Source organism: Synechococcus sp. CCY9202 (assembly GCF_034931685.1).
Lineage (GTDB): Bacteria > Cyanobacteriota > Cyanobacteriia > PCC-6307 > Cyanobiaceae > CBW1002.
Genome location: NZ_JAYGID010000030.1, coordinates 162,018 through 176,475, shown reverse-complemented (window position 1 = coordinate 176,475; position 14,458 = coordinate 162,018). Strand labels below are relative to the sequence as shown.

Genomic DNA, 14,458 nt, shown 5'->3' with positions numbered 1-14,458 from the left:
GCAGGATCTGCACAAACAGCTCCTCCAGGGCTCCGAGATGGCGGCGGCGGAAGTCGCTGATGCGGCTGTGGTCCGGCTGCTGGTTACCGGTCAGCACGCGGAAAGCCGCATCCTCATGGCAGGCCCGCTCGATCTTGCGAGACGAGGCCATGCCGATGCAATAGGCGTACAGCAACAGCAGCGTCAGCATCCTGGGGTCATACCCCTTCTCACCGCGGGCATCCTTCTGCCGGGCGGGAGACATGATCAGCCCAAAGTCCAGTTCCTCCACCAGCTCCAGCAGGAAGAACACCAGGTGATCGCTCGGCAGCCAGTCAATCGGCGACGGCGGCATCAAGCTGGTCTGTCCCGGAGTCCAGGGCCGGAAGGTCTTGGGCTTGCTCATGCCCCATGCTATCGACCAGATCCATTGCAGTCACTGAGATCTGAGCAGATTCAGGGGCGTATGTGGAGAATGCGGGCGGTGATCTATGCGCGACAGGCTCCTAGCCCGCCCTGCTCTTGGGCTGTTCCATCGACACGCGGGCTGCCAGTAGCTTCAGAACAATGATGGAAACGATGGTGCTGATCAAGGTGTAGGACAACACCGCAGGAATCAGGCCCTTGATCGAGGCGCCGTAGACCACGGCCAGTTGAGCGGCCAGCCCCAGATTTCTTGTGCTCGTCACCAGGGCCACCGTGGGGCGCTCCTTCGGATCTGGACCTGCCAAGCCGTAGCCGATGCCCAGACTGATCGCCACCATGGCGGTCATGACCAGCAGGCCGAAGAGGTTCTGGCTCAGGAACGGAATCAGTTGACCGGCGGTGATTGCCAGCAACACCACGACCATCACCATCAGCAGCGCCGTGGCCACCTTGTTGATGGTGCTGGTCCAGCGCTCGGCCCAGCCTGGTCGCCAGGTTTTCACCAGCAGCCCTGCGGCCAGCGGGATCAGTTGAACCCGGGTCACCTGGAGGGCGATGTCCAGTGGACGAATGTCCCAGCCACTCACCGGCCTGACCAGGGTGAACAGCCCCGCCAGCAAAGGCATCGAGAGGATCGCCACCAGGGCTGCCGACACCTGAATGCGGGCGGCCAGTCCGGAGGCCCTTTCCGGTGAGCTCGTCCGGCGGAGGGCCAGCGGCGCGCTGGGGCAGATCACCATCAGGGCGATGGCGAATCTGACGGGCACAGACAACTTGGCCGCCAGGGGAAGCTCCAGCAGCAGCAGTCCAGCCAGGGGAACCAGCAGGCAGGTACCGATCAGAATCCGGCCGAGCACTGCCGGTTGATGGCGGCTCAGGGCGAAGGTGGATCCCCGCAGCCCCAGACCCAGGGCAAACATGACCGTAAATATGGTGAGACTCACCAACAGGCCAATGATTGGTGGCATAGGAAGGGGGGCGGATTGATCGACGCGGTTGTGTGATGCTCTGGGCCTTCAGTTCACCACTCAAGCGCTGGCGGCTCCGGCAAGGAGCAGGACTAAAGCGGCGATCCCAATCAGGGTGAGGGCGATGGCCGTGAAGATGGCGATTGATGATTGGCTGATATAAACAAAGTCGTCCCGTTGTAGTCGTTTGAGCACGCGGAGGTGTTGGCGTGTTGCCGCTGCCATCGCCAGAATGCCTGTGAGAACGAATCCGATTGCAATCAGCCGCACGCTGATTCCGGCATGGGAACTGCCTTCGAAGCGGGAGCGCTCGATAGCACCGATGATCTTGTCGAGGCCGAATCCGAAACTGATCAGGGAGAGGCAGGTGCGGATCCAGGCCATCATGGTGCGCTCGGCCGCTGCCCGGCTGCGCTCTTTGGCCAGTTCGTTGTTGAGGTTGGTCATCGCCTTGGCTCCCTGACAGGGCTAGCGAAAAGGTCTGTGATGTGGTCTTCCAATTTCTGTTCGGCTTCCAATTCCTTGGCCAGAAAGAGATTCAGCAGGGTGCGGATCACGGCAATGGTGGCCAGCTGGATCAGGTTCTGCTCCGAGGGGGTGGCGGTGGTGGAAACGATGTCGGCGCCCAGCTGAAACTCCAGTGCCATGGACAGCCAGGTGCCGAAGGTGAGTCGGCTGCGATTTAAGGATCGTGGACCCTTCTGCCGTCGGCTGCGAGGCCAGAATCCTTGCAGCAGTGTGATCACCAGGCCAATCGCGACACACAGCAGCGACAGAAATTCCAGGCACAGCCGAAGTGGCTCTGCGATGTGCTCCATCCCCAGGTCCATCAGGGTGGCCAGGCCCATTGATCAGCTCCGCACGATGCAGCGAAATCCCATGTGGCAGGTGGATGTATCAATTCCCTGGGCCATGCGTGCCGACGGTCGGTAGCGGCGGCAATAGCTGGGAGCACAAAGGAACGATCCTCCTTTCACAACCTTGCGGGGCATGCTCTGGTGCTGGGAGGTGGGGTCGATGCTGGCCTCACGGGAGCCTCCCCGGGGATTGGGGATGGGGCAGCAGCCTGTCTTGGTCTGGTCCTGATGGCGCTGAACCTCGGCATCGGCGCCATGGTGCTGATACCAGTCATCGGTCCACTCCCACACATTGCCGATCATGTCGAGCAGCCCGTAGCCGTTCGGCGGAAAGGCCCCCACCGGCGAGGTGCGCTCCCAGCCGTCGAGCAGGCTGTTGTGATGGGGGAAGTCCCCCTGGAAGGTGTTGGCCATGGGCCGGCCGCCGGGGTGGAGCTCCTCCCCCCAGGCGAACTCAACCCCTTCCACCCCGCCCCGGGCGGCCCGCTCCCATTCCGCTTCGCTGGGCAGCTGCTTGCCGGCCCAGGTGGCGTAGGCCTCGGCATCCTCATGGGCCACATGCACCACGGGATGGTGCTCGCGGTTCTTGATCGAGCTGCCTGGGCCTTCGGGGTGGCGCCAGTTCGCTCCGCTCAGGTACTGCCACCAGCGGTAGGGGTCGCCCGTGCCGATCGGTCCGGGCGGTGGCACGAACACGATCGAGGCCGGAGCCAGAAGCTCCGGCAGGGCATCGGGGTAGTCCGTCGGATCCGCCGGCCGCTCGGCCAGGGTCACGTGACCCGTGGCCTTCACGAACTTGCGGAACTGGGCGTTGGTCACCGGTGAGCGGTCGATCCAGAAGCCCACCACCACCACCCGGTGGGCCGGAGCTTCCTCCGGGTAGTGGTGGTCGGAGCCCATGCTGAAGCTGCCCCCGGGGATCCAGGCCATGTCCCGCGCCGGCGGGCGCCCCGGCCGGAGAGCCGGGGCAGGTGAACGATCCAGGGCCATGGCGACTCCGCGGAGCGATGCGTTCCTCAGCCGCCGCCGCTCGCCGCGGCGGTCATCTTCTCCATCACCTCCTCCAGCGAGAAGCTGGCCGCCTTCTGGCGGGGCGGATACTCCTGGAACGTGGCCAGGAACCGCCCCACGATCGTCTGGGCCGGCACCAGCATGAAGGCGTGATCCAGCATCCAGTCCCAGTAGGTGTTGGAGGTGATGTCGGCCCGCTCGTAGGGATCAGTCTTGAGGTTGAAGATCTTGGGAACCCGCAGCGGCGTGAAGGGCTCGGCCCACACCTGCAGCGTGCCGGTGGCCCGCTGCTCCATGAACACGATCTTGAAATTGTCGTAGCGCAGGCCGGTGAGGTCGCCGTCGTCGGAGAAGTAGAAGAACTCGATCCTGGGGCTCTTGTCGGCCTTGCCCGTCCAGTAGTCGAGCATGTTGTAGCCGTCGAGGTGGATCTTGAAGGTCTTGCTGCCCACCTGATGACCGGTGAGCAACTTCTCCTTGATCTCCGGTTCCCCCGCCGCCGCCACCAGGGTGGGCAGCCAGTCGAGGTGGCTCACGATCTCCGTGAACAGAGTGCCCGGGGCGATCTTGCCGGGCCAGCGCACCAGGGCGGGCACCCGGTAGGCCCCTTCCCAGTTGGAGTTCTTCTCGTTGCGGAAGGGGGTCATGCCGGCATCGGGCCAGCTGTTCATGTGCGGCCCGTTGTCGGTGCTATACATCACGATCGTGTCATCGGTGATGCCCAGCTCATCGAGCAGATCGAGCATCTGGCCGATGCAGTTGTCGTGATAGATCATCACGTCGTGATACTCCGACTGCCACCGCCCCGATTGGCCAATGTCCTGGGGCCGCGCGTGGGTGCGGAAGTGCATGTGGGTGGTGTTGAACCACACGAAGAACGGCTCACCGGAGGCCACCGCATCGGTGATGAAGCGCTTGGCCTCCTTGATGAACTCTTCATCAGCGGTTTCCATCCGCTTCTTGGTGAGCGGGCCGGTGTTCTCGATGCGCTGGGTGCCGTCGCCATTGGCCCAGCAGTGCAACACCCCGCGGGGGCCGAAGTTCTTCTTGAAATCGGGGAAGTCTTCCTGCCTGGGATAATCGCGCAGCTCCGGTTCCTCCTCGGCATTGAGGTGGTAGAGGTTGCCGAAGAACTCATCGAAGCCGTGCATTGTCGGCAGATGCTCGTCGCGGTCGCCGAAGTGGTTCTTGCCGAACTGGCCGGTGCGGTAGCCCAGCGGTTTGAGCAGCTCGGCGATGGTGGGGTCTTCGGAGCGGTACCCCAGCTCGGCCCCGGGCAGCCCCACCTTGCTCAGACCGGTGCGGAACACGCTCTGGCCGGAGATGAAGGCGGCCCGGCCGGCGGTGCAGCTCTGCTCGGCGTAATAGTGGATGAAGCGGCCGCCCTCCTTGGCGACGCGGTCGATGTTGGGGGTCTGGTACCCCATCAGGCCATCGCTGTAGCAGCTCAGATTGCTCTGGCCGATGTCGTCGCCCCAGAGGATGAGGATGTTGGGTTGACCGTTGGGCATGGCTGTCGCGGAGGGGCTCGGGAGGGGGCGTGTAGGACACCACCTGCCCATAGTGATGAGGGTGGCAGGCTTGGACCACTCAAAAAGTGCAATCCTTGCGATGGATCGGCTGTGGTCGTTCGACGGCGTTGAGCAGCTGGCCCTCCATCTCGTCGAGGCTGGCCTGGATCTGCAGCCCTGCCAGCTCTCCGGTGGTGAGATGGGCGGTCAGTTGGCCGTCAGGACGCTCGGACCCCTGCGCCTGTTGCGCTTGCGGGTCAACCGCAGGCTTCACATCACGGGACCCAAACCCGCCGATCAGCAGATGGTGGCCCTCGTGCTCAACCCTGGGCAGCAGCACCAGGCCAGTGCGCCGCTGCGTGCCCATGGCGTGGCAGTGCTCCCGGACATGTTGTTCGGTCTCACGGTCTGTTCGGATGTTCACCTCTCCACGCTGGAGGTGCTCGATCTCGGCGTGATCATGCTGCAGCGCAGCCGCCTGAAGCGCTTCAGCAGCGAACTCGGCTGGGCTGATGTCGAATCCAGTGCCCTCACCTCCAATTGCCTCCGCATCAGTCCCGAACGGCACGGGCGCCTGCGCAAGTTTCTGTTGACCCTGCTCTCCAGCTGCGCCGCGCCCCCGGAACGGCTGAGACACGATCTGCTGCCTCTGGTGCTGGAGGCCATGGTTCACGGCACCAACAGCCATGCCAGCCTCTGCCCAGCTCCCACCCGGTTCGAACTGGTCAAGCAGGTGCAGCAGTGGGTGCAGGACCATCCCCGGGAACCGATCACTCTCGAGGCCCTCTGCCGCCAGGTCCACGCCGGCCGCCGGAGCCTGCTCCAGGGCTTTCGGGAGCATCTCGGGATGGGCCCCATGGCCTACATCAAGCTGCATCGGCTCCACGGACTCCGCCGGGAGCTGCTCGCGGCCGATCCACAGACCGTGTCCATCGCGGAGCTGGCCCTGCAGTGGGGCTTTCTGAACCCGGGGCATTTCGCACGCGACTACCGCCGTCTGTTCGGCCAACTCCCAAGCCAGACCCTGCATCGCGGCCGTCAGGGGCAGGCCTTCGCGGCCGCTGTCGCCTCCAGCTCCGGGAACACCTGCGCCCAGTCGTCCCGCATGCTCACCACGGTCCAGCCATGGCCAGACGCCTCATCGAGAGCTCTGTCGAGTCTGCCGAAGGCCGAGTGCCGGTCGTAGGCCACCTCCCGCTCGGCATCGTCATGGTGGAGGAGCAGGCCCAGCCGTGCCCCGGGAAAGGACGTGGTCCACGCCAGCATCTCCCGATCCCCATCGGAGTTGCCGAAGGCCGCGATCGGAGGGCGGCCGATCACGCGCTCGATCAGCAGGGGCTTGCTGGGCCCATCATTCAGCACCTCCAGCCCGGCCTCCCGCAGGATCACCGGGCGACCGTTCTGCAGGGCATAGCGGGTGCGGATGTTGGAGCCGATCACCTGCTCCGGTGGAATCCCGTAGAGCTCCTCGCTGATGACCCGCATGAAGGCGGAGCCGCCGGCCGAAACGATGTAGGTGCGGAAGCCGTTGGCGCGCAGGAGGTCGAGCAGCTCCCGCATGGGGGTGTAGAGGAGGGAGGTGTAGGGCCGCCGCAGGGTGGGATGGCAGGCGCTGCGGATCCAGGCGTGGGCCAGGTCGGTGAAGGCGTCGGTGCTCATGCCGGCGTGGGTGAGTCCCACCAGCTCCAGTAGCCCCTCCATGCCGAGGTTCCGCATCCTGGCTTCGCCATCCGGGCCGATGGCGGCGGCCACGGCCGGATGGGCCGCCAGCTCCGGCCTCTCATCCACCAGCCCACGGGCGCGCTCGATCGCAAAGGCCAGTTGGACATACATCGGCTGCTCCGACCAGAGCGTGCCGTCGTTGTCGAACACGGCGATCCGTTCCTCGGGCGGCACATAGCCCTCTCCCCCCTCCGTGGTGACCGTGCGCAGGAAATCGAGCAGACGCTCGCGGGCGGCGCCTTGACGCCAGGAGGGCAGCAAGGCTGACGCGGACGCTTCGCCAGCTCGTTGCTCCGATCGCGCTGGAGCGGCCGTCATGCTCAGCCATGCCGCGACCAGAAGGGTGGAAGCGAGCCGGAACCAGGGGCGGACTGCCATCAACTGTTCACTATCTCCTGGGCTGGCTGACGGTTCAGCGTCTGCAGCAAGGGAATCGACAGCACCACGGTGACCAGCACGTAAACGAGGATGGCAATCTTGATGGCTGGCAGCTCAGGGGCATAGGTGCCGGCAAACAGCAGGGCCAGCCCCGGGTTGCGCATCGAGGTCACCAGGGAGACCGTGATCCGCTCGTGGCGTGTGGCTCCCGCGAGGCCGTAGCCCAGCCCCAGGCAAAGCGCCACCAGGGTCGCCATCAATCCCAGTGCGATCCAGTTGGCGGTCACGAAGGGAAGGAGCAGGGGGCCTGTGGTGACCAGCACCACGGCCAGCAGCAGAACCAGCAGCGCGTTGGCGAGCTTGTCGAGCGGTCCTTGCCACTGCTGCGCCAATTGCGGCCAGCGCTGGCGCAGCACCAACCCCAGCAGCAGAGGCAGCACCTGGGACAGGCCCACCTGCTGGGCCACCTCCTGTGGCCCCAGATCCCAGCTTTGAACCGCGAAGGCGGCCCGATACACATCCGCCAGAACGGGGATTGAGGCGATCGCGGCCACGGCGGCGTCGACCTGCAGCACCGCGGCCAGTTCCCTGTCGCCGCCTTTCTTACCAGCCTTGCGCAGGGTCAGGGGCGCGCTCGGGCAGATCGCCATCAAGGCGATGGCCAGGCGAGCCGGTGTGGAGAGGGCGGCGCTGATCGGTAGCAGCAGCAGCCCGAGGGCGATCAGGGGCACCACCACGCAGGAGCCCACCAGCACTCGGGCAAACAGGGCCGGCCGTTCACGGATGGACCCGAAGGCCTGGGGCTGCAGGCCCATCCCCAGGGCGAACATGATCGTGAACAGGGTGATGGAGGCGATCATCCAGGGTCAGCGGCGGGATGGCCGAGGGCGATCGGCATCGGCGTCAACCTAAATTGATTACCCCTTCCGGCTGAGCAGAGAGCAACGCGTCAGACTCCGGCCAGCGGTGATCCGTCGATGGCTTCGCTCCCCCGCTGGTCCGCCGAGTGCGTTCTGGACGCCCGCGCGCTGCTGGGTGAGGGGCCGACCTGGTGGGCGGAGACCAATCGTCTGCTCTGGGTTGATATCGAGGCGAACCGGGTCGGTCTGTTTGACGTGGAGACCCGTGACAATCGCTGGCTCGATCTGGGCAGCATGGTGGGCTGTGTGGTCCCCACGGAGCGGGGAGATCTGCTGGTGGCCTGCGCCAACGGCTTCCACCGACTCGATCCCAGCTCTGGCCAGCTCACGGCGCTGCATGATCCGGAACGCCATCAACCCCTGAACCGGTTCAACGATGGCAAGTGCGACCCCTGGGGCCGCTTCTGGGCGGGCTCGATGGCCCTGGATTTCACCCCGGGGGCCGGTGCCTTGTGGTGCCTGGAGCCATCGCTGCAGAGTCGGTGCCTGGTGCCCAACCTCAGCATTTCCAATGGTCTGGCCTGGGACCTGGAGGCGTCTTGTCTCTATCTGATCGATTCCCCCTCACTGCAGGTGGTGGCCTATCCCATCACCCCTGGTGGTGAGCTTGCCGGCCCTGCTCGAATCTGCCTGCAGATTCCCGCCGACTGGAACGCCCTTCCCGATGGCATGACCATCGATCAGGAGGGCATGCTCTGGATTGCCCTGTATGGAGGTTCGGCCGTGACCCGCTGGAACCCCAAGACCGGCGATTGCATCGGGATCGTGGATCTGCCTTGCACCCAGATCACCTCCTGCTGCTTTGGAGGCCCCTCCCTGGATCGTCTGTTCATCACCACGGCGCGCCGCGGGCTCGGGACTGAGGCCTGCGCCCAGCAGCCGTTGGCCGGAGGCCTGTTCTGCGCGGATGTGGGGGTATGCGGCCCCGCGGCCGATCGCTTCGCCGGCTGATCGCTTTACCGGCTGATCGCTTTACCGGCTGACCGCTTTACCGGCTGATGGATCAGATCGATCCGAGCCCAAGACACAAAAAAGCCCTTCTCTTTGAGAGAAGGGCGAGAAAGGAGATTGAAGATTCAACCGCCTGTTGGTTGAAGCTTGACCTCAGCCGATCGAAGGAGCCATCAGAGCCACGGGGGTGGCTTCAGCGGCGGCCAGATCGAGCGGGAAGTTGTGAGCGTTGCGCTCGTGCATCACTTCCATGCCCAGACCAGCGCGGTTCAGCACATCGGCCCAGGTGTTCACCACACGGCCCTGGCCGTCGAGGATCGACTGGTTGAAGTTGAAACCGTTCAAGTTGAAGGCCATCGTGCTCACGCCCAGGGCGGTGAACCAGATGCCGACCACGGGCCAGGCAGCCAGGAAGAAGTGGAGGCTGCGGCTGTTGTTGAAGGAAGCGTATTGGAAGATCAGGCGACCGAAGTAACCGTGGGCTGCCACGATGTTGTAGGTCTCTTCCTCTTGGCCGAACTTGTAGCCGTAGTTCTGGCTCTCGCTCTCGGTGGTTTCACGCACCAGGGAGGAGGTCACCAGCGAGCCGTGCATGGCGGAGAACAGGCTGCCGCCGAACACACCGGCCACACCCAGCATGTGGAAGGGGTGCATCAGGATATTGTGCTCAGCCTGGAACACCAACATGTAGTTGAAAGTGCCCGAGATGCCGAGGGGCATGCCGTCAGAGAAGGAACCCTGACCGAAGGGGTAGATCAGGAACACGGCGCTGGCAGCGGCCACAGGGGCGCTGTAGGCGACGCAGATCCAGGGGCGCATGCCGAGGCGGTAGGACAGTTCCCACTCGCGGCCCATGTAGGCGAAGACGCCGATCAGGAAGTGGAACACCACCAGCTGGTAAGGACCGCCGTTGTAGAGCCACTCGTCGAGGCTGGCGGCTTCCCAGATGGGATAGAAGTGCAGGCCAATGGCGTTGCTGGAGGGAACAACAGCACCGGAGATGATGTTGTTGCCGTAGATCAGGCTGCCGGCAACGGGCTCACGGATGCCGTCGATGTCGACGGGGGGAGCGGCGATGAAGGCAACGATGAAGCAGATGGTGGCGCTCAGCAGCGTCGGGATCATCAGCACACCGAACCAGCCCACATAGAGGCGGTTGTTGGTGGAGGTGACCCACTCGCAGAACTGATTCCACGCAGAAGCGCCTTGGCGCTGCTGGAGAGTGGTGGTCATGAGAACAGGGGTTGGTAATCCAGGGCCCGGAGGCTCCGGAAGAGGTATGGACGGGGATCCGCTGAGGGAAACCCCTCCACGGCGGTGCTCCGCCTGGCAATGACCGTAACGGAATGTTGCGGATCTGTAAAGGGGGTTCATGAAGTTTCTGAGATGGGCGGCTTCCCCTCCCTCTGTCCCGGGGCTGGCCCCCTCGCCCTTCGGACGTGCTTGTTAGCGTCCACATCCGCTGACCATTGACCCCGCTGGAGCCGGATCGGAGTGAGCACCCTGCCTGATCGGAGCGCCCCGAGCCAGCAACGGGTTCTGCTGGTGCGCCTGCCCTGCAATCCCATTTTCCCGATCGGGCCCATCTATCTGGCCGATCATCTGCACAAGGCTTTCCCGGCGTTGCCGCAGCGGATTCTTGATCTGGCGGCCCTGCCGGTGCTGGATGTGGAGCGGGTGCTGCTCCACACGATCGAGGCCTTCCGGCCCACCCTGCTGGTGTTCTCCTGGCGAGACATTCAGATCTATGCGCCGGTGGATGGGCGTGGCGGCAATCCGCTGCAGAATTCCTTTGAGGTGTTCTACGCCCGCAATCCCCTGCGGCGCCTGCGCGGTGCCATGGGAGGTCTGCGGCTGATGGGTGCCTTCTACGGGGAGCTGTGGCGCAACCTGCGCCTGGTGCGCCGCGGGCTGCGGCGGGCGCGGCGCTTTGCCCCCGAGGCCCGTGCCGTGATCGGTGGCGGCGCCGTGAGTGTGTTCTACGAGCAGTTGGGCCGCAGCCTGCCCCGCGGCACGGTGGTGTCCGTGGGGGAGGGCGAGCCCCTGCTGGAGAAGCTGCTGCGGGGGGAGTCCCTCAGTGGCGAGCGCTGTTATGTGGTGGGTGAAGCGCCAAGGCCCGGCCTGATTCATGAGCAGCCGCTGAGCCTGAGCAAGACCGCCTGCGACTACGCCTACATCGAAACGATCTGGCCCCAGCTGAACTGGTATCTGGAGGGGGGCGATTTCTACGTGGGCGTGCAGACCAAGCGCGGCTGCCCCCACAACTGCTGCTACTGCGTCTACACCGTGGTCGAAGGCAAGGCGGTGCGGGTGAACCCGGTGGAGGAGGTGGTGCGGGAGATGCGGCAGCTCTACGACCGGGGCGTGCGCGGCTTCTGGTTCACCGATGCCCAGTTCATCCCCGCCCGCCGCTACATCGAAGACGCCAAGCAGTTGCTGCGGGCGATCCAGGCCGACGGCATGACCGACATCCGCTGGGCCGCCTACATCCGCGCCGACAACATCGATGCCGAGCTGGCCGAGCTGATGGTTGCCACCGGCATGGACTACTTCGAGATCGGCATCACCTCCGGCTCCCAGGAACTGGTGCGCAAGATGCGCATGGGCTACAACCTGCGCACTGTTTTGGAGAACTGCCGCCTGCTGGCCCGGGCCGGCTTTCGGGAGCATGTGTCGGTGAACTATTCGTTCAACGTGATCGATGAGCGGCCCGAGACGATCCGCCAGACCGTGGCCTACCACCGCGAGCTGGAGAAGATCTTCGGCGCCGACAAGGTGGAACCGGCCATCTTCTTCATCGGCCTGCAGCCCCACACCCATCTGGAGCAGTACGGCTTCGAGCAGGGTCTGATCCAGCCGGGCTACGACCCGATGAGCATGCTCCCCTGGACGGCCCGCAAGCTGCTCTGGAACCCCGAGCCGATGGGCAGCACCTTCGGCCGGATCTGTCTGGAGGCCTTCGAACGCAACCCCGCCGATTTCGGTCGCACCGTGATGGCCCTGCTCGAGCGCGACTACGGCACCGCTCCCCTGGAGGAGGCCCTGCATGCGCCGGTGGAAGGGCGCCGGGCCCTTGCGACAGCGGTGCGCTGAGTTAATCAGTGCTTTGAGAAGGCAGTGCCTGGTCAAGCAGTCCGTTGACCAGGCAACCAGCCGAACGCTCAGCCGCTTGATTGGGCCCACCAACGCCGCCGCACCCAGAGCAGTGCCCCCAGGCCGAGCCATCCCACCAACCCACCGATCGGATTGGGTGCCACCTCCCCCGGACCCACCAGCCAGGCCGGGGCCTGGTTGGACAGTTGCAGCAGGCTGCCCTGCAGCAGGAACCAGCCCCCCACCAGGCCGCCGTGCAGCCCGATCGCGCCCCAGAGCAGTGCCCCATCGGCGCGGCGCTGCAGGCCCAGCACCAGGCCCAGCAGCCCCAGTCCGCCCAGCAGGGCCAGCAGGGCCGCCGGACCCAGGTTGAAGCGGGTGTGCACCAGGCTGAACAGAACCGCCTGGGCCAGCAGGGCCCGCTGGCCTGCCGTGCGGCTGCCCCCCAGCAGCTGGGTGAGTTCGCCCCACAGCCAGCCGCGGAAGACCAGTTCCTCGGCGAAGCCCACCCCAAGCATCAGCAGCAGGGCGTTGATCCAATCGCTCAGTGACACGGCTCCTTGCCAGCGGGCCCAGCCGCCCAGCACCAGGGCCAGGCTGAGGACCAGCAACAACAGCAGGGCCTTGAGCAGGCCCCGCAGCAGCGCCCGCAGCACAGCCGGTGCGGGGCCGAGCACCCCCAGCGAGGTCCAGGGGGCCTGCTGCCGCCACATCCGGCCCACCCAGAGGGGCAGGCTGAGCAGGAACAGGGCCAGAGTGAAGCCGGTGCCGATCAGGGGGCGATCCTGTGGCTCCAGGGGCAGGGGCAGGGCCAGCAGCCATCCCGCTCCATAGAGCAGGGGCACGTAGAGCAGCCCCGCCAGCCAGCGCCAGGGACCGGCGGCACCGGCCAGGCTCATGTCTCCGGTTCGATCGTGCTGGTGAGTCCCTTGCCTTTGAGGGTTTCGCAGTAGAACTCCGCCGGCTCCAGATCGCAGACGATCACAAGACCCACGCCGGTGTTGTGGGCCTCCAGCATCACGGCAATCGCGTCCTGCTCGCTGAGCGAGGGCACCACCTGGCGCAGGGTCGTCACCACGTATTCCATGGAGTTGACCGGATCGTTGTGCAGCAGCACCTTGTACCGGGGGGAGGGCTTGCGCACCCGCTCCGTCGTCTTCTCGATCACCGCCGCCCCGCCGGGGGAACTGCTGGGTGTGGCAGTGGCGTGTGGGTTGGCGCCAGCGGCAGCATCCAACACGTGGATCCTGGAGGCATCAGCCACAGGCAGCACCAGGGAAGGAGGCGTCATGAGGGACTCCAGCATGACCAGGGCCAACTGTATCGATTCGCCCTGGGCTTGCGGTTGCAGGGCCGGATTGGAGATCACCTGACTCACAGGGCCCGCACCCGGCGCATCGCTTCCTCCACGTTGGCGCGGCTGTTGAAGGCCGAGAGGCGGAAGTAGCCCTCGCCGGCGGCACCGAAGCCGCTGCCGGGGGTGCCCACCACATGGGCCTGGCTCAGCAGCCGATCGAAGAAGCCCCAGGAATCCACGCCCTCGGGGGTCTTCAGCCAGACGTAGGGGGCCTGCTCGCCGCCGTACACCTGCAGTCCCGCGGCGCTGAGTTCGCGGCGGATGATCGCGGAGTTCTCCATGTAGAAGTCGATCAGGGCCTTCACCTGGGTCTGCCCTTCGGGTGAATACACGGCCTCGGCACCCCGTTGCACGATGTAGCTCACCCCGTTGAACTTGGTGCACTGGCGCCGGTTCCACAGGCCCCACAGCTCCACCTTCTCACCATTGGCGGCGGTGCCCATCAGACCGCGGGGCACCACGGTGAGGGCGCAGCGGGTGCCGGTGAAGCCGGCGTTCTTGGAGAAGGAGCGGAACTCGATCGCACACTCCCGTGCCCCCTCGATCTCGTAGATCGAGTGGGGCAGAGTGGGGTCCTGGATGAAGGCCTCGTAGGCGGCATCAAACAGGATCAGGGCGTCATTGGCGCGGGCGTAGTCGACCCAGTCCTTGAGCTGCTCCCTGGTGGCCACCGCGCCGGTGGGGTTGTTGGGAAAGCAGAGGTAGATCAGATCCACCGTTTCGCTGGGGATCTGAGCAGTGAAGCCGTTCTCGGCATTGATTGGCAGGTAGGTGAGCCCGCCGTACTGACCCGCGGCATCGGCCTCGCCGGTGCGGCCCGCCATCACGTTGCTGTCCACGTACACCGGATACACCGGATCGGTCACGGCGATGCGGTTGCCCTCGCCGAGGATGTCGAGGATGTTGCTGCTGTCGCACTTGGAGCCGTCGGAAACGAAGATCTCCTCGGCGGTGATCGCGCAGCCGCGGGCCTGGAAGTCGGTGGCGGCGATCTTCTCGCGCAGCCACAGATAACCCTGTTCGGGGCCATAGCCGTGGAAGCCCTCGCGGGTGCCCATCGCGTCGATCGCGGCCTTCATGGCAATGCGGCAGGCCTCGGGCAGTGGTTCGGTCACATCGCCGATGCCCAGGCGGATGATGGCGGCTTCGGGGTTGGCCTCGCTGAAGGCCTTGACCCGTCGGGCGATCTCGGGGAACAGATAGCCCGCCTTGAGCTTGAGGTAGTTGCCGTTGACCTGAACCATCGCAAGAGGGGGGGCTGCGCCGCAGCGGGAATCGCTGGGGG

At 65.3% G+C, this 14,458-nt stretch carries 14 protein-coding genes and 1 pseudogene; 3 read left to right on the top strand and 12 right to left on the bottom strand.

Annotation, left to right across the window (positions count from 1 at the left end; all coding sequences use genetic code 11):
* From VB777_RS04950 to VB777_RS04925, 6 genes are all read right to left on the bottom strand, one after another.
* A partial coding sequence (locus VB777_RS04950; protein WP_323247433.1) for a transposase occupies window positions 1-385 on the bottom strand: 385 nt, incomplete at its 3' end.
* 100 nt (window positions 386-485) lie between these two features.
* Window positions 486-1,373, bottom strand: a complete 888-nt coding sequence (locus tag VB777_RS04945; protein ID WP_323247431.1) for a sodium dependent transporter — start codon at window positions 1,371-1,373, stop codon at window positions 486-488.
* Window positions 1,374-1,433: 60 nt separating this feature from the next.
* Entirely contained in the window at window positions 1,434-1,820 is a 387-nt protein-coding gene (locus VB777_RS04940) for a YidH family protein (RefSeq protein ID WP_322757722.1), read from the bottom strand.
* Window positions 1,817-2,221, bottom strand: coding sequence for a DUF1622 domain-containing protein (locus tag VB777_RS04935; protein ID WP_322757721.1), 405 nt, complete (start codon window positions 2,219-2,221; stop codon window positions 1,817-1,819). The genes VB777_RS04940 and VB777_RS04935 overlap by 4 nt, the downstream gene beginning before the upstream one ends.
* Window positions 2,222-2,224: 3 nt before the next feature.
* Window positions 2,225-3,220: a formylglycine-generating enzyme family protein gene (locus VB777_RS04930; RefSeq protein WP_323247429.1), complete on the bottom strand. Its 996-nt coding sequence runs from the start codon at window positions 3,218-3,220 to the stop codon at window positions 2,225-2,227.
* Between the two features lie 26 nt (window positions 3,221-3,246).
* Window positions 3,247-4,752 carry an arylsulfatase gene (locus VB777_RS04925; protein WP_323247427.1) on the bottom strand — a complete coding sequence of 502 codons (1,506 nt, stop codon included), beginning with the start codon at window positions 4,750-4,752 and terminating at the stop codon, window positions 3,247-3,249.
* On the opposite strand from VB777_RS04925, the pseudogene VB777_RS04920 reads away from it, so the two are divergent.
* A pseudogene (locus VB777_RS04920) lies at window positions 4,751-5,722 on the top strand (helix-turn-helix domain-containing protein); the annotation flags it as partial. The gene VB777_RS04925 and the pseudogene VB777_RS04920 sit on opposite strands and share 2 nt — an antisense overlap.
* Window positions 5,723-5,790: 68 nt before the next feature.
* Here the strand turns inward: VB777_RS04920 and VB777_RS04915 are convergent.
* Both VB777_RS04915 and VB777_RS04910 read right to left on the bottom strand, forming a co-directional pair.
* Complete coding sequence (locus tag VB777_RS04915) at window positions 5,791-6,735, bottom strand: HAD family hydrolase (protein WP_323247425.1); 945 nt, start codon at window positions 6,733-6,735, stop codon at window positions 5,791-5,793.
* Between the two features lie 116 nt (window positions 6,736-6,851).
* Entirely contained in the window at window positions 6,852-7,712 is an 861-nt protein-coding gene (locus VB777_RS04910) for a bile acid:sodium symporter (protein ID WP_323247423.1), read from the bottom strand.
* A 117-nt stretch (window positions 7,713-7,829) separates the two neighbouring features.
* Between VB777_RS04910 and VB777_RS04905 the strand changes: the two genes are divergently transcribed.
* A complete protein-coding gene (locus VB777_RS04905; protein ID WP_322757716.1) occupies window positions 7,830-8,723 on the top strand; it encodes an SMP-30/gluconolactonase/LRE family protein in 894 nt (297 codons plus the stop codon).
* Between the two features lie 153 nt (window positions 8,724-8,876).
* On the opposite strand, the gene psbA is transcribed toward VB777_RS04905, so the two are convergent.
* On the bottom strand, window positions 8,877-9,956 hold the full coding sequence (psbA, locus tag VB777_RS04900) for a photosystem II q(b) protein (RefSeq protein WP_197156957.1): 1,080 nt from the start codon (window positions 9,954-9,956) through the stop codon (window positions 8,877-8,879).
* Window positions 9,957-10,217: 261 nt separating this feature from the next.
* Here psbA and VB777_RS04895 point away from each other — a divergent pair, with 261 nt between their 5' ends.
* Entirely contained in the window at window positions 10,218-11,816 is a 1,599-nt protein-coding gene (locus VB777_RS04895) for a photosystem II high light acclimation radical SAM protein (protein WP_323247420.1), read from the top strand.
* Window positions 11,817-11,884: 68 nt separating this feature from the next.
* Here the strand turns inward: VB777_RS04895 and VB777_RS04890 are convergent, their stop codons facing one another.
* The 3 genes from VB777_RS04890 to VB777_RS04880 form a co-directional block, all read right to left on the bottom strand.
* The gene (locus VB777_RS04890; RefSeq protein ID WP_323247418.1) at window positions 11,885-12,715 is read right to left on the bottom strand and encodes a CPBP family intramembrane glutamic endopeptidase; all 831 of its coding nucleotides are present in this window, start codon (window positions 12,713-12,715) and stop codon (window positions 11,885-11,887) included.
* Window positions 12,712-13,053: an ATP-dependent Clp protease adapter ClpS gene (gene clpS, locus VB777_RS04885; protein WP_323247463.1), complete on the bottom strand. Its 342-nt coding sequence runs from the start codon at window positions 13,051-13,053 to the stop codon at window positions 12,712-12,714. Before clpS ends, VB777_RS04890 begins: the two co-directional genes overlap by 4 nt.
* Window positions 13,054-13,190: 137 nt before the next feature.
* On the bottom strand, window positions 13,191-14,417 hold the full coding sequence (locus VB777_RS04880; protein ID WP_323247416.1) for an LL-diaminopimelate aminotransferase: 1,227 nt from the start codon (window positions 14,415-14,417) through the stop codon (window positions 13,191-13,193).
* Window positions 14,418-14,458: the final 41 nt, after the last annotated feature.

What these genes read in the sequence shown, in the direction of transcription:
- VB777_RS04945 (WP_323247431.1), bottom strand. Translation starts at nt 1,373, where the DNA reads ATGCCACCAATCATTGGCCTGTTGGTGAGTCTCACCATATTTACGGTC.
- VB777_RS04940 (WP_322757722.1), bottom strand. Translation starts at nt 1,820, where the DNA reads ATGACCAACCTCAACAACGAACTGGCCAAAGAGCGCAGCCGGGCAGCG.
- VB777_RS04935 (WP_322757721.1), bottom strand. Translation starts at nt 2,221, where the DNA reads ATGGGCCTGGCCACCCTGATGGACCTGGGGATGGAGCACATCGCAGAG.
- VB777_RS04930 (WP_323247429.1), bottom strand. Translation starts at nt 3,220, where the DNA reads ATGGCCCTGGATCGTTCACCTGCCCCGGCTCTCCGGCCGGGGCGCCCG.
- VB777_RS04925 (WP_323247427.1), bottom strand. Translation starts at nt 4,752, where the DNA reads ATGCCCAACGGTCAACCCAACATCCTCATCCTCTGGGGCGACGACATC.
- VB777_RS04910 (WP_323247423.1), bottom strand. Translation starts at nt 7,712, where the DNA reads ATGATCGCCTCCATCACCCTGTTCACGATCATGTTCGCCCTGGGGATG.
- VB777_RS04905 (WP_322757716.1), top strand. Translation starts at nt 7,830, where the DNA reads ATGGCTTCGCTCCCCCGCTGGTCCGCCGAGTGCGTTCTGGACGCCCGC.
- psbA (WP_197156957.1), bottom strand. Translation starts at nt 9,956, where the DNA reads ATGACCACCACTCTCCAGCAGCGCCAAGGCGCTTCTGCGTGGAATCAG.
- VB777_RS04890 (WP_323247418.1), bottom strand. Translation starts at nt 12,715, where the DNA reads ATGAGCCTGGCCGGTGCCGCCGGTCCCTGGCGCTGGCTGGCGGGGCTG.
- VB777_RS04880 (WP_323247416.1), bottom strand. Translation starts at nt 14,417, where the DNA reads ATGGTTCAGGTCAACGGCAACTACCTCAAGCTCAAGGCGGGCTATCTG.